This window comes from uncultured Shimia sp. (assembly GCF_947493595.1).
Taxonomy (GTDB): Bacteria; Pseudomonadota; Alphaproteobacteria; order Rhodobacterales; family Rhodobacteraceae; genus Shimia.
Window position 1 is genome coordinate 111,319 of record NZ_CANLRL010000005.1, and the last position, 12,753, is coordinate 124,071.

The following is a 12,753-nucleotide window of genomic DNA, read 5'->3' on the forward strand; positions in this document are numbered from 1 at the left end:
AGTCAATACGGTGCCGTATGTTCAGACATGGCAAAACGACTTTCAAAAGACGACTGGATCAAGGCTGGTTTTCTGGCTTTGACTGAAGCTGGCCCCAAAGCCCTCAAAGCGGAACCTTTGGCACGGCGCCTGGGCACCACAAAGGGCTCTTTTTATTGGCATTTTGATGATGTCCCAACCTTTCAAGCCGCCATGATGGAGACCTGGGAAACACGCGCTTATGCGGAGATTGTCACGCTGCTGGAACAGCAAGGCACAGCCGTCCGGAAACTACGTGAATTGGCACAAATTGCCGCAGCGGGGGCACCGGAGGATTTTGGCGGCATGGCATTTGAACCCTCCATCCGCGCCTGGGCACGCGAGGATCCAGACGTGGCACGGGCGGTTTCGCAGGTGGATGCCAAACGTATGTCTTATGTGCAGGACCTGTTTGACGACATTGGTTTGACCAATCCGGAGTTGACGCGCGTGCTCTATGCCGCCTTTGTGGGGATGGAAGAGCTTTCCTCGCATGATGGCACCGCAAACGGGCCGGCGCTGGGAACGCTAGTTGATTTGATTTTGGCATTACACGAGGCGGATAGATGAGATTTGGTTTTTTTGCTGCGGCAACCGCTCTGAGCATAGCGGCATGTGCTACAACCGAAACGGTGACCCAATATGGCGGAACGGCCTACGACTGGAAGCTGGTCGAAATAGACGGAACCGCTGTGACATACGACGCCGAACTAGCCTTTGCATCGGATGGAGGCGTGCATGGCGAAGGGCCGTGCAATGGGTTTTCCGGCAAACAGAGCAAGCCGTACCCATGGGTCGACATTCAAATCGACTTTGTGGAGGAACTGTATTGTTCCGGCATCGACAATGAAGAGGCTTACCTAGCAGCGCTCATGGAAATGACACTGATCGAGGTGTCCGGTCCGAATATGGTCATGAGCACTGACACCGGACGCCAGATGGTCTTCAAAGGGATCTGAGCCGGCGGGCAAAAAGATCCACAAATCGCGCGCGCGCTTCGGGCAGTGGCTTTGACCCAAGATCCGGTGCCAATTTTTCAGATAAGAAATGGCCCGTTGTCCGCAACGCATCGAGGACGTCTTCGTCAGGCGCCTCTCCTTCACCGCGCAGGATCGGCGGTAAAGGCAAAAGCCGGTCCGCCCAGTCCCCTGCCCCTTGGGCGGACACCGCGCGACCGGACTTGGGTGAAACATAGATGAGGTTTTCAGTGCTGCCGGTGACGGCACATTCCGTCAGATCAAGCCCATAGCCAAGGTCTGTGAGTAAAGCCATTTCCCACCGGAGATAAGCCAAGGGCCAGATCTCGCTTTGCCCGAGCAGATCAAGAAGCTGCGTGCTTTGTCGAAACAATGCCGGGTGTGGCTCGCGGTCCGGGAGACAAAATGAAAGCAGCGCCGTAACTGTATTAAGCCCTGCCAGAGCAAATCGGTCTGTGAGGACGGCAGCACGGGACCGCACAGGTTCAACAGTGAAGCTACCGATGTGATCCGACAGGCGCGCGCGCCAAGCGAGATCAAGCTGCCCCCCCGGTTGCAAAATTGGCGTCATCTTACGGCTCACTCCGCCACGCACCACACCCGCATGGCGGCCGTGCTCCGCTGTAAACACCTCCAGTATCACAGAGGTTTCGCCATATTTTCGGGTGTTGAGCACAAAGCCCTGATCGCGCCAGTCCATGGGGCCTCCTTTGGACTCAGAAAACCCCTTAAGCGGCAGAAAGAAAAGTCAATTGTGGTTCAATCGGACAAGCCGGGTTCATCCAGAAGGTGTCGCCCCTGACGGTCCTCGACTTCGATCACCCAAGCATCCGTGTCAAAACTGCGCTGGCGCGTTAGGGTGGCATCGATATCAGCCTCATCGCCTTCCGCTAGAACAACCCATTTGCGCGCGCCGCTCATCAGGTCAAAACTGCGTTGATAAACAACTGCCTTACCATCAAGTGTATTGAGTTTGACCAGCACCGCCCCAGCCGTGTCGTCACCATGCGCCACAACAAATGCTGGTATATCCACCAGTCGAAGTCGCGCCAAATAGGCCTGCACCCAAAACTCAGCTGTTAACCGCATGACAAGTCATTAAACCCATGGTAGAAGCCACCACCCGCATTGCGGGTAATTGGTATGGAAGGAATTTGAAGCATGCGACCGGAGTTGCGTATTCCGTGGACCGTGCGGCTGTGTTTTTTGGCCGCGCTGGTGCTGATCGGGCTGGAAGCCGCTGGTATGATCCCGTCTGAAAGGCTGCCTGCGACTCATTTTGCCATCGCACTTTTTGCGGTGGCTGCGGTGGTCTGGGGCCTTTTGGCCGTCATGCGTTTCCGTCGCTGAAGTCGAGACCCATTTCGGAATAGCGCTCCTTTTCTTCGAGCCAGTTTGGACGCACTTTCACCTGTAGGAACAGGTGGATACGCCGTCCCATAAACTCTTCGAGTTCCTCGCGCGCGGCTTTTGAGACGGCTTTGATGGTCTCGCCTTTGTTGCCAAGCACAATGCCTTTGTGCCCATCACGCATCACATAGATCATCTGATCCACACGGGCGGAGCCGTCTTTGCGCTCTTCCCAGCTCTCGGTTTCCACGGTCATCTGGTAAGGCAGTTCCTGATGCAGTCGCAAGGTCAGCTTTTCGCGGGTGATCTCAGCCGCAATCATGCGCATCGGCAGATCGGCAATTTGATCTTCAGGATAGAGCCACGGGCCTTCCGGCAGTTCTTGCGCCAGCCATTTGCGCAGGTCAGCACAGCCAAAGCCCTTTTCCGCCGAGATCATAAAGGTCTCAATAAACGGAAAGCGTTCGTTCAAATCCTTGGTCAGCGCCAGCAGCACATCCGATTTCACGCGATCGATTTTGTTGATCGCCAAAGCAACCCGACGACCTTCACCAAACTCTTGCAGGCGCTCCAGAATAGATTCGACACCTTTGGTCACGCCACGGTGGGCCTCGACCATCATCACAATCACGTCGGCATCCGCCGCACCACCCCAAGCCGCAGCGACCATGGCGCGGTCCAAACGGCGCCGTGGCGCAAACAGGCCGGGTGTGTCCACAAACACCAACTGGCTATCGCCTTCGATGGCCACGCCGCGAATGCGGGCGCGGGTGGTTTGCACCTTGTGGGTCACAATCGAGACCTTTGCCCCCACCATTTGGTTGGTGAGCGTGGATTTGCCTGCGTTGGGCTCTCCGATCAGGGCAACGAATCCGGCGCGTGTGGTCATGAGGTCTGCCTTTGTGTCAGCCATTTTACGAGTTAAGGCGCGTCTGTAGCTTACTTTGCCATGCAGGGCTAGGGTTAGCTTTGCAAAGGCGCTATGTGACAGCCTGCTGGCTCAGGCGGTCACCTGCGCCAGTAATGCGCTTGCGGCGGCTTGCTCCGCTTTGCGTTTGGAATTGTCTGTGGCTTCAGCGGTGGCCCCGTTTTCAAGCTTTGCGGCAATGGTGAACACTGGCGCGTGGTCAGGACCGGAGCGTTTTACCAATTCATATTTGGGCGGCGGCAACTTGCGGGCCTGCGCCCATTCCTGAAGTGAGGTTTTGGGGTCGCGGGCGTCCGCCTCCACGGTTTTGACGCGGTTGCCCCACAAACGCAGGATCAACGCTTTGGCCACATCAAAACCAGCGTCGCGGTACACGGCGGCCAGAACGGCCTCCATCGCGTCGCCCAAAAGCGCTTCTTTGCGGCGACCGCCAGACATCATCTCAGAGCGACCCAACTTGAGAGCCTCCCCCAGATCAATCTCACGGGCCACATCCGCACAGGTTTCCTTGCGCACCAACGCATTGAAACGCGGCGCCAGGGTGCCTTCGGCCGCGGATTTATCATGCTCGAGCAAAGCCTCGGACATCACCAAGCCAAGCACCCGGTCGCCCAAAAATTCAAGTCGCTGATTGTCCTGCCGAGTGGGGGACGACATCGAGGAATGTGTGACCGCACGCACCAACAGATCAGGGCGGGAAAACCTGTGCCCCAACCGCGCCTCAAGCGCCTTAAGATCTGCAGAGAGCTTCACGGCCATCTTCACTCAACGCCCTTGAAGAAACGATCGCTGCGCCACGTCCAGAAAGCAAACATCGAGCGACCCGCCGAGGAGAACATGATGCGATCAGCCCGACCAATCAGGTTTTCGTAAGGCACAAAACCCACGCCGCGCGCGGCCTGTGGCACCCGGCTGTCAGTGGAGTTATCCCGGTTGTCGCCCATGAAAAAGTAGTGACCTTCGGGTACAACATAGACATTGGTGTGGTCCGATTGCTGATCCTGGATGTTCAGGGTGCTGTAGGAAACGCCGTTTGGCAGGGTTTCGATGATGCGGGATTTTGCGCAGACACCGCCATCGCCCACAGTACCATTTTCACAGCGCGGGCGGTGGCCTTGCGGGCCTTGGGGACCATAGGTCTCGCGGAATACACCGCCGTCTTCCCGCTTCACCGCAACACCGTTGAGATGCACAACGCCGTTTTTGACTTGCACTTTATCACCGGGCACGCCGATCAACCGTTTGATGAAGTCATAGCCGGTCACCGGATGGCGGAACACCACCACATCGCCACGCTCAGGCTCACCACCCAAAAAGCGCTCGTTGCTGCCTTTGCCCATCCAACCACAGAGGTCTTTGGCATCGACTTCCACACCGATGGCCGGGATACGAACCGATGGGCAGGAGGAATACGAATAGCCGTACGTCATTTTATTCACGAACAGGAAATCGCCAATCAAGAGCGTGTCTTTCATGGAGCCTGACGGGATCCAGAACGGTTGAAAGAATAGGGTGCGGAACACACCGGCGATCAGGAGCGCCCAGAAGATCGTTTTGATGGTCTCAACGATGCCGCTGTCGCTTTTGGCTTTTTCCGCCATAGGGTCTGTCTCCGCTCGATTTACAGCCGTTTTTGGTCTGAGATTACATGCGGGCGCGGGCGCTTACTGTCAACCCGACTGCGTGGACTCTTCTGTGATTGGACGGGCTTCGATCACCACAAAAGCCTGCGCCCATGGGTGATCATCGGTCAGGGTGACGTGGATGATAGCTTCATGGCCAGCAGGCGTCATCTTTTCCAAGCGCTCCTTGGCCCAGCCGGTGACTTCCATCACGGGCTGACCGGTGCGCAGGTTGGACACGGCCATGTCTTTCCAGCTAATGCCCATGGCCAGTCCGGTGCCAAGCGCCTTGGAACAAGCCTCCTTGGCAGCCCAACGCTTGGCATAGGTGCCCACGGTGTCGCGGCGCCGTTCGGCTTTGGCTTGCTCAATCTCGGTAAAGACGCGGTTTTTGAAGCGATCGCCAAAGCGCTCGATGGTGCCCGCGATGCGGTCGATGTTGGCGAGGTCAGAGCCGATGCCGAGGATCATGGTGTGACCTCTATGTCAAAGACCAAAATGCCATCCGCGCCACCTTTGCACAGGCTGACCAGCGTGGCGCCCAATTGTTTGTGGCGTGGGTGTTCGGCGTAGGAATTCAGAGCATTTTCGTCTTTGGCATCAAACATGAAGCCAAAAGGATGGTTGGGGGACTTACGTTCAAAATCCCGGTTTACGCCTGCAACAAATCCGCTGCATCCCTGCAATGTGTCCACAAGCTCCGCCAGCCCTTCAAGAACAGAGGGTAGTTTCTCTTGGGCATCGTCTTGCAAATTGAGCATCACACAGTGGCGGATCATTGCAGTCTCGCGGTTAGAATTTTGTAGCCAGCAAAACCGAAAAAACCGGCAAAGGCGAGATCAAAAACACGGCTGGCGCGGCGGTATCCGCGTACGATTGCAGGCGACGAGAACAGGAAGGCATAGCCGATGAAAATCAGGATCGATCCCGCAAACAGGGCTGCGAAATAAGCAAACAGCGTGGCTGGGGTGGCATCCGTTGGGGCAACAATGGCGTAGATCGACGCCCAGCTGAGGATGGCCTTGGGGTTGGTGATGTGAACGGCGGCGCCTTTGGCAAAGAGGCTGTGGAAGCTACCCTTAAAGGGCGTGCCTGCGGCGGCTGTGGCATCTTTGCTCATAGCGCGCTTGAGGGCTTTGAGGGCCAACCAGCCGAGGTAGGCCGCGCCGGCGTAGCGCAAGAGTTCAAACACCCAGACATTGGCGAGCATGACGGCCGAAAGGCCTAGCGCGGCAGCAATGCCCCAACTGGCGGAGCCCGCTAGGATGCCTAAAGCAAAGGCCAAGGCGGGGCGGCGGCCTTCGGACATGGCGGTGCCGGCAATGCCCATGGTGGCGGGACCGGGGGAGCCGCCCGCCATAAGCCAGGCAATCCAGATGGCGATGAACTCTGGTGTGATCATGGCTTAGCGCGGAGTTTGGCGGCCACTTTGATGCCGTTGCGCACGCCCATGCCCAGAAAAATTCGGTTTGTCAGGTAAACCAGCGCCACCAAACCCACAAATATCATCATCCAAACTGGAAGGCTGATCACCGACAGCACCGAGAACACATCAAACCCCAAGGCGGTCATCACGCCAATCGACAACCCGGCAAAGACCAGTTGAATGACCGTCGCAACAAGGGTGAGCGGCCAAGCCAGGCGCCAAGCGGCCCCTTTGGGCAGTGCGGTTTCTGTGTCACGGCCATGGCGCATCCCCAGATCCTGAGCAGCGGTAATGGCAGGCAACCAAACGCTCATGCCAGCGGGCAGGTCAGTGTTTGTCCATTGCGCCAACGCCATATCGACTGCGATCACGGCCAACATGATTGCGCTATAAAAGACGGCGTAGCGGCGTAGGTTCAGTTCCATGGAAATCCTCTCAGCAGTTATGCCCGTGCGTCATCCATCAGGCGGCGCATTTCCTGGATCGCGGGATCAAGGCCACGGAAGATCGACTCGCCAATCAGGAAGTGGCCAATGTTGAGTTCCATCACTTCTGGCAATGCCGCGATGGGTTGCACGGTTTCATACGTCAGCCCGTGGCCTGCGTGTACTTCGAGGCCGAGGGAATGGGCAAAGGTGGCCATTTCGGTCAAACGCGCCAATTCGGCGTCCCGTTCCTCAAAACGGCCTTCGTAATGGTAGTCACAATAAGCGCCGGTGTGCAGCTCGATGACTTGCGCTCCGATGCGGTTCGCAGCCTCGATCTGTGGCTTATCGGCGGCGATGAAGATCGAAACTCGGCAGCCTGCGTCACGCAGAGGTGCAATAAAGTGGGCCAGCTTGTTTTCCTCACGTGCCACTTCCAGACCGCCCTCGGTGGTGCGCTCTTCGCGCTTCTCCGGAACAATGCAAACCGCGTGGGGTTTGTGGCGCAAGGCGATCGCCTGCATCTCTTCAGTGGCAGCCATCTCAAAGTTGAGCGGCACCGAGAGTGCCTCCATCAGCGCGTCGATGTCTGCGTCTGCGATATGGCGACGGTCTTCGCGCAGGTGGGCCGTGATGCCGTCCGCGCCCGCCTCTTCGGCCAGCTTGGCCGCGCGCACAGGATCCGGATAAGCCGAGCCACGTGCGTTGCGCACGGTGGCCACGTGGTCAATGTTCACTCCCAAACGCAGCATCGCATTTCCTCCGGGGCAGGTTTGATCAAATTTGCGGCGAGACTACGGGCAGCGCGGCGCAAGGAAAACCGGTTTTTTGTGTGCATACAATTTTCAGGCTGGCCGAAGTTGTCAGTTGTCCTGCTGCACGTTGGCGGCCTGTTCCTCGGCAACAGCGCGGGCTTTGGCAATGCGTTTGGCAAATTTGGCAGAGCGGCGTTTTTGGTAAGCCCGGATCACTGGAACAGAGAGATAGTACATCACCGTGGCGGTGATGATGCCGGGAATGATGCCGCCAATCATGTAAGGGTAGAACACTTCGTCAAAGAAGATGCGCAGGCCGTGCCAATCGGCCACGTCATCGGTGAACATGGCCCAAAAATTGTGCCAAAGGTCCGCGCCCGCGTTGGCAAACTTTCCCGCAAGTGTGCCTTTGTCGCCCTCTTCAAACTCAGTCCCCAAGATAAAGTGGCCGGTTTTGAGCGACACAACGCCAATTGGCAGATAGGTCAGCGGGTTGCCAAAGAAGGTCGCCAGCAAAGCGGCCAGCAGGTTGCCGCCCAGGATGCGTGACAGGAGCGCGGCGACCACGAAGTGCATGGTGTAAAACGGCGTAAAGGTGGTGAAAACCCCGGCCCAGATACCGCGCCCGATGGTTTCGGCAGACCCGGGCAAACGGTGTAGGCGATGCTGCACGTACCGCGCCGCCCGTCCCCAGCCACCGCGGGGATAGAAAAACTCTCCAATGAGCCGGAGAAACGGTCTTCTATCGCGGCGCTTAAATACCACGGGGGTTCCTCGAATTCGTCAGGTCGCGAGCGGGCTGCGGACCAAATCTGGGTTTCTGTAGCGTTCGATTTCGGCCACGTCGGTTTCCGCTTCCAATGCCAGCATCAGCTTGTGCAGATGTTCGGCGTCGCCAAGGTCCACACTGATCAGAAGTCTGTAAAAATCCGGTTTCCGGTCCAAGAACACCATGTCAGAGATATTGGCCTTATTCTCGCCAATCAATGTGCAAAGTCGCCCCAGTACCCCAGCGTCATTGCCAATCGTGATCAGCAGCTGCACAGTGTAGATTGGTTTGTGTTTGCCCGCGTGCCAATGCAGATCGAGCCAGCGTTCTGGCTGATCTTCATAGTTAGACAGGGCGTCACAATCGATGGCATGAACGACAACGCCTTGGCCACGATAGGTGATGCCCACGATCCGCTCGCCTGGCAGCGGCTGACAGCAGGGCGCACGCTGAAAGCTCTGATCTGCGGACAGGCCAATCACGGCACGTTCAGAGGCCACTTCGTCGGTCTCTGCCGGTGCCAAATCCGGATAGACGGTTTGCAGCACTTCTTGTGCGGTCAGTTCCGCAGACCCCAGTCGTGCCAAAACTTCGTCTTTGTCCTTCAGACGCAAATGTTTGGCCGCCAGACCAAGTGCCTTGTCAGTGGATTTCTTGCCCACATGCTCAAAGGCGGATCGGGCCAATTCTGCCCCCAGACGCACATAGCGGTCTCGATCCATCTCGCGCAGGGCACGACGGATGGCGGTGCGGGCCTTGCCGGTTTTTGCGATATCCAGCCATGTGGCCTGCGGCATTTGGCCTTCAGCGGTGATGACCTCAACGGATTGGCCATTTTTGATCCGAGTCCAAAGCGGCACGCGGCGATGGTCGACTTTTGCGCCAACACAAGCGTGGCCAATGCGCGTGTGGATCGCATAGGCAAAATCAATTGGCGTCGCACCGCGCGGCAGCTTCACCACTTCGCCTTTGGGCGTGAAGCAGAAAACCTGATCCGAATACATCTCTAGTTTGACGGCTTCGAGGAAGTCTTCGTGGTCTTCTTCCGCATCAAATTGTTCAGTCAGGCCGGAAATCCATTTCACCGGATCAACCGCAAAAGGGTTTTCGCCACGCACACCGTCTTTGTAAGACCAATGCGCTGCCACACCGGATTCGGCAACGTCGTGCATCTGCTGGGTGCGAATCTGCACCTCGACGCGGCGACCATTGCGACCTGACACGGTGGTGTGGATTGAGCGATATCCGTTGGATTTTGGTTGGCTGATATAGTCCTTGAAACGGCCTGGCACCGCGCGCCAGCGCTGGTGGATCATGCCCAAGGCGCGGTAACAGCTATCTTCGGTATCCGTGATAATGCGAAACCCGTAGATGTCAGATAGACGAGAAAAACCTTGGTCTTTCTCCTGCATCTTGCGCCAAATGGAATAAGGCTTCTTGGCGCGCCCAAAAACATCGCCCTTGATGCCATGCTCCCCCAACACCAGACGCATGTCTGCCGTGGTGCGCTCAATCACATCGCCGGTTTCTTTTTGCAACGTGATGAAGCGGCGCATGATGGAGGCACGACCATCCGGGTTGAGCACTTTGAACGCGAGATCCTCAAGCTCGTCGCGCATCCATTGCATACCCATGCGGCCCGCAAGAGGGGCGTAGATATCCATGGTTTCGCGCGCCTTTTGCCCCTGTTTGTCAGGGCGCATGGCTTTGATGGTGCGCATGTTGTGCAGCCGATCAGCCAACTTGACCAAGATCACCCGCAGGTCTTTGGACATGGCCATGAACAGCTTGCGGAAGTTTTCTGCCTGTTTGGTCTCAGACGACGACAGTTGCAGATTGGTCAACTTGGTCACACCGTCGACCAAGCCCGCAATTTCGCCACCGAACAGCTCTTCGACAGTCTCATAGGAGGCTTGAGTGTCCTCAATGGTGTCGTGCAAAAGCGCCGTGATGATGGAGGCATCATCCAGGTGCTGCTCGGCCAAAATCCAAGCCACTTCAATCGGGTGGGTGTAATAGGGTTCGCCTGAGTGGCGAAACTGTCCATCATGCATCTCGCGGCCATAGTCATAGGCCGCGCGAATCAAGTCTTCATTGGTCTTAGGATTGTAGGCGCGAATGAGATTTACGAGATCGTCCGCAGGGATCATTTGCGCCCACCCATAGTCCTTGAGGGCTTAGCCCTGACCTTGCGCTTCCATCAGGGCACGCAGCAGTTTTTCTTCGGACATGTCGTCCTCTTGAGGCGTATCCGGCTCAGAGCCCATCAGAAGCGCCATGCGATCTTCTTCTGGCTCATCAACCTCGATCTGGCTCTGGTTGGCTTCGATCAGACGCTCACGCAGCTCATCCGCAGTCTGGGTTTCTTCGGCAATTTCACGCAGTGCCACAACTGGGTTTTTGTCGTTGTCACGATCCAGAGTGATGGCGGCGCCAGCGGACACCTCACGGGCGCGGTGGGACGCAAGCATCACCAGCTCAAAGCGGTTTTGAACTTTGTCTACGCAGTCTTCAACGGTCACGCGGGCCATCGGGCACTCCAATTGTTATGGATCGAGTCAGAAATCGTGTGTGTAAGGGGGATTGTACCCCTTGACAAGCAGGTTTCAAAGGGGCCGCGGCTCTTTCTGAGCGAAATCCGGTAAATCCCCAAACATTTGGGCCACTGTGCACCCCGAGATTGGGTGTTTCCAGTGCGGCGCAACATCCATCAATGGCGCCAACACAAAGGCGCGGTCTTGCAATCGCGGATGCGGGAGAATCAATTCCGCCGGAGCCTCCTTGGCCTGTTGCTCGGCAGGTAAGTCTCGCCAGCGCATCCAAATCGAGGCATTTGGCATCACTTGCGACTCAAATCCGATCAAATCGATATCCAGCGGACGGGTGCCCCATCGGGTCAAACGCTCCCGCCCAAAGGCACTCTCAATCTTGTGCAATGTCGTGAGCAAGTCTTGCGCAGAAAGCGCGGTTTCAACAGAGACAGCCGCATTTATAAAATCAGGCCCCGCTCCCTTTGGAAAACAAGGGGTTTGGAAAAATCGGCTAACTGCACGAATATGAACGTCATTCCGGTTCAAATGAATTAAAGATTCTTGCAGTGTTTGAATTGGTGAGCCAAATTGAGACGGTAAATTACCGCCAAGAGCCAATAGACCAAAACTACTCACTTTAATCCCTATCTAATTTTCTAGTTGGACCGAACTTACCGCAAATGCTTGCGACCCCCGTAAATATGACTATTTTAAACGTGCTGTCACGCTCACTCCAAATTTTCACTCACGGGACATTCCAGGCGCGGCAGAGTTAGAAAGGACATTTTGATGTTTTACAAAGACGAACGGCTTGCGCTGTTCATAGACGGTTCGAATCTGTACGCGGCTGCGAAGTCGCTTGGATTCGATATCGACTACAAGCTTCTGCGACAGGAATTTATGCGTCGCGGCAAGCTGCTCCGTGCCTTTTATTACACAGCGCTGCTGGAGAATGACGAGTATTCGCCAATCCGCCCGCTGGTAGACTGGCTACATTACAACGGCTTCACCATGGTGACCAAGGCGGCGAAGGAGTACACAGACTCCCAGGGGCGTCGTAAGGTCAAGGGGAACATGGACATTGAGCTGGCGGTGAACGCGATGGAACTGGCGCCACATGTGGACCACATCGTTTTGTTCTCGGGAGATGGGGATTTCCGTCCGCTGGTTGAAAGTCTGCAACGTCAAGGCGTGCGAGTGTCCGTGGTATCCACGATCCGCAGCCAGCCACCGATGATTTCTGATGAACTGCGCCGTCAGGCTGACAACTTCATCGAGCTGGATGGCCTTCGCGAAGTGATTGGCCGGCCGCCGCGTGATCCGATGCCCGAACACAACCGCGAGTCGGAAATGGCAGACGACTAAGTCACGCCAATTTTGGAAGTGAAGAGCCGGGGCTGACGCCTCGGCTTTTTTGTGCCCGGATCATCCTTGGGGATCATTCATGTCGTTGTGCATCTTGATCACCCGATCCGGCCAAGTGCTCTTGATGTAACCCAGCACGTTCAAAATCTCCTGATCGCTTAGGCTGTCTTCAAAACCTGGCATATTGCTTTCATACCCTTGCCCAATCACTGCTGCACTGCCTTGTTTCGTGATCGCAAAGAGCATTGCATCAGGGTGGTGCCAGGTATGGCCGGTTTCGTCATGTGGCGGCGCAGGCATCAAGCCATCGGGCGTGCGTTGTTTCCAGTTGGGCTCCCCTTCCAAGTTACCCCCGTGGCAAGACGCGCAATACTCCGCATACAGAGCTTGGCCCTGTGCAACGCCAGCAGGCTCGTCATACGGCAGGCGTAGATTGGCCTCGGTGGTGTCAATCGGATTGACCAAAGATTGCACAATGAATCCCCCGACAATCGCAATGCCAAGCGCCGCCCAGCCTAGTTTTGAAAACGCCATGTTCTCTCCCATTTTGAAGTGCGTTCGCGTTACCACCCTGCCCCACTGGAAGG

Annotated in this window: 19 protein-coding genes; 4 read left to right on the forward strand and 15 right to left on the reverse strand. The window is 56.6% G+C overall.

The window, feature by feature from the left end; all coding sequences use genetic code 11:
* Nucleotides 1-27 precede the first annotated feature (27 nt).
* Together Q0955_RS13455 and Q0955_RS13460 are read left to right on the forward strand one after the other, a co-directional pair.
* The gene (locus Q0955_RS13455; protein ID WP_299424977.1) at nucleotides 28-588 is read left to right on the forward strand and encodes a TetR/AcrR family transcriptional regulator; all 561 of its coding nucleotides are present in this window, start codon (nucleotides 28-30) and stop codon (nucleotides 586-588) included.
* Nucleotides 585-977, forward strand: a complete 393-nt coding sequence (locus Q0955_RS13460; protein WP_299424978.1) for an META domain-containing protein — start codon at nucleotides 585-587, stop codon at nucleotides 975-977. Before Q0955_RS13455 ends, Q0955_RS13460 begins: the two co-directional genes overlap by 4 nt.
* Here the strand turns inward: Q0955_RS13460 and recO are convergent.
* Both recO and Q0955_RS13470 read right to left on the reverse strand, forming a co-directional pair.
* Nucleotides 964-1,695, reverse strand: coding sequence for a DNA repair protein RecO (gene recO / locus Q0955_RS13465; protein ID WP_299424980.1), 732 nt, complete (start codon nucleotides 1,693-1,695; stop codon nucleotides 964-966). The genes Q0955_RS13460 and recO overlap by 14 nt on opposite strands.
* 59 nt (nucleotides 1,696-1,754) lie before the next feature.
* A complete protein-coding gene (locus Q0955_RS13470) occupies nucleotides 1,755-2,084 on the reverse strand; it encodes a DUF1491 family protein (protein WP_299424981.1) in 330 nt (109 codons plus the stop codon).
* Between the two features lie 72 nt (nucleotides 2,085-2,156).
* Here Q0955_RS13470 and Q0955_RS13475 point away from each other — a divergent pair, with 72 nt between their 5' ends.
* Nucleotides 2,157-2,345 carry a hypothetical protein gene (locus Q0955_RS13475; protein ID WP_299424983.1) on the forward strand — a complete coding sequence of 63 codons (189 nt, stop codon included), beginning with the start codon at nucleotides 2,157-2,159 and terminating at the stop codon, nucleotides 2,343-2,345.
* Here Q0955_RS13475 and era read toward each other — a convergent pair.
* The 12 genes from era to folK form a co-directional block, all read right to left on the reverse strand.
* A complete protein-coding gene (era, locus tag Q0955_RS13480; RefSeq protein WP_299425178.1) occupies nucleotides 2,326-3,234 on the reverse strand; it encodes a GTPase Era in 909 nt (302 codons plus the stop codon). The two genes, Q0955_RS13475 and era, sit on opposite strands and share 20 nt — an antisense overlap.
* 111 nt (nucleotides 3,235-3,345) lie before the next feature.
* The gene (gene rnc, locus Q0955_RS13485; RefSeq protein ID WP_299424984.1) at nucleotides 3,346-4,026 is read right to left on the reverse strand and encodes a ribonuclease III; all 681 of its coding nucleotides are present in this window, start codon (nucleotides 4,024-4,026) and stop codon (nucleotides 3,346-3,348) included.
* Nucleotides 4,027-4,034: 8 nt separating this feature from the next.
* Nucleotides 4,035-4,874: a signal peptidase I gene (gene lepB, locus Q0955_RS13490; RefSeq protein ID WP_299424986.1), complete on the reverse strand. Its 840-nt coding sequence runs from the start codon at nucleotides 4,872-4,874 to the stop codon at nucleotides 4,035-4,037.
* 69 nt (nucleotides 4,875-4,943) lie between these two features.
* The gene (gene acpS, locus Q0955_RS13495) at nucleotides 4,944-5,366 is read right to left on the reverse strand and encodes a holo-ACP synthase (protein WP_299424987.1); all 423 of its coding nucleotides are present in this window, start codon (nucleotides 5,364-5,366) and stop codon (nucleotides 4,944-4,946) included.
* Nucleotides 5,363-5,674, reverse strand: coding sequence for a Dabb family protein (locus Q0955_RS13500; RefSeq protein WP_299424989.1), 312 nt, complete (start codon nucleotides 5,672-5,674; stop codon nucleotides 5,363-5,365). Before Q0955_RS13500 ends, acpS begins: the two co-directional genes overlap by 4 nt.
* Nucleotides 5,671-6,297, reverse strand: coding sequence for a LysE family translocator (locus tag Q0955_RS13505; protein WP_299424990.1), 627 nt, complete (start codon nucleotides 6,295-6,297; stop codon nucleotides 5,671-5,673). Before Q0955_RS13505 ends, Q0955_RS13500 begins: the two co-directional genes overlap by 4 nt.
* Nucleotides 6,294-6,746, reverse strand: coding sequence for an ABZJ_00895 family protein (locus tag Q0955_RS13510; protein WP_299424992.1), 453 nt, complete (start codon nucleotides 6,744-6,746; stop codon nucleotides 6,294-6,296). The genes Q0955_RS13505 and Q0955_RS13510 overlap by 4 nt, the downstream gene beginning before the upstream one ends.
* A 17-nt stretch (nucleotides 6,747-6,763) precedes the next feature.
* Nucleotides 6,764-7,498: a pyridoxine 5'-phosphate synthase gene (locus Q0955_RS13515; protein ID WP_299424993.1), complete on the reverse strand. Its 735-nt coding sequence runs from the start codon at nucleotides 7,496-7,498 to the stop codon at nucleotides 6,764-6,766.
* 111 nt (nucleotides 7,499-7,609) lie between these two features.
* On the reverse strand, nucleotides 7,610-8,266 hold the full coding sequence (locus Q0955_RS13520) for a DUF2062 domain-containing protein (RefSeq protein ID WP_299424995.1): 657 nt from the start codon (nucleotides 8,264-8,266) through the stop codon (nucleotides 7,610-7,612).
* An 18-nt stretch (nucleotides 8,267-8,284) separates the two neighbouring features.
* Nucleotides 8,285-10,420: a bifunctional (p)ppGpp synthetase/guanosine-3',5'-bis(diphosphate) 3'-pyrophosphohydrolase gene (locus Q0955_RS13525; RefSeq protein WP_299424996.1), complete on the reverse strand. Its 2,136-nt coding sequence runs from the start codon at nucleotides 10,418-10,420 to the stop codon at nucleotides 8,285-8,287.
* A 27-nt stretch (nucleotides 10,421-10,447) separates the two neighbouring features.
* A complete protein-coding gene (gene rpoZ / locus Q0955_RS13530) occupies nucleotides 10,448-10,801 on the reverse strand; it encodes a DNA-directed RNA polymerase subunit omega (protein ID WP_164645922.1) in 354 nt (117 codons plus the stop codon).
* Nucleotides 10,802-10,876: 75 nt separating this feature from the next.
* Entirely contained in the window at nucleotides 10,877-11,437 is a 561-nt protein-coding gene (gene folK, locus Q0955_RS13535; RefSeq protein WP_299424998.1) for a 2-amino-4-hydroxy-6-hydroxymethyldihydropteridine diphosphokinase, read from the reverse strand.
* Between the two features lie 153 nt (nucleotides 11,438-11,590).
* On the opposite strand from folK, the gene Q0955_RS13540 reads away from it, so the two are divergent.
* The gene (locus Q0955_RS13540) at nucleotides 11,591-12,166 is read left to right on the forward strand and encodes an NYN domain-containing protein (protein WP_299425000.1); all 576 of its coding nucleotides are present in this window, start codon (nucleotides 11,591-11,593) and stop codon (nucleotides 12,164-12,166) included.
* A gap of 60 nt (nucleotides 12,167-12,226) precedes the next feature.
* On the opposite strand, the gene Q0955_RS13545 is transcribed toward Q0955_RS13540, so the two are convergent.
* Nucleotides 12,227-12,700, reverse strand: a complete 474-nt coding sequence (locus Q0955_RS13545; protein ID WP_299425001.1) for a cytochrome c — start codon at nucleotides 12,698-12,700, stop codon at nucleotides 12,227-12,229.
* Between the last annotated feature and the right edge of the window lie 53 nt (nucleotides 12,701-12,753).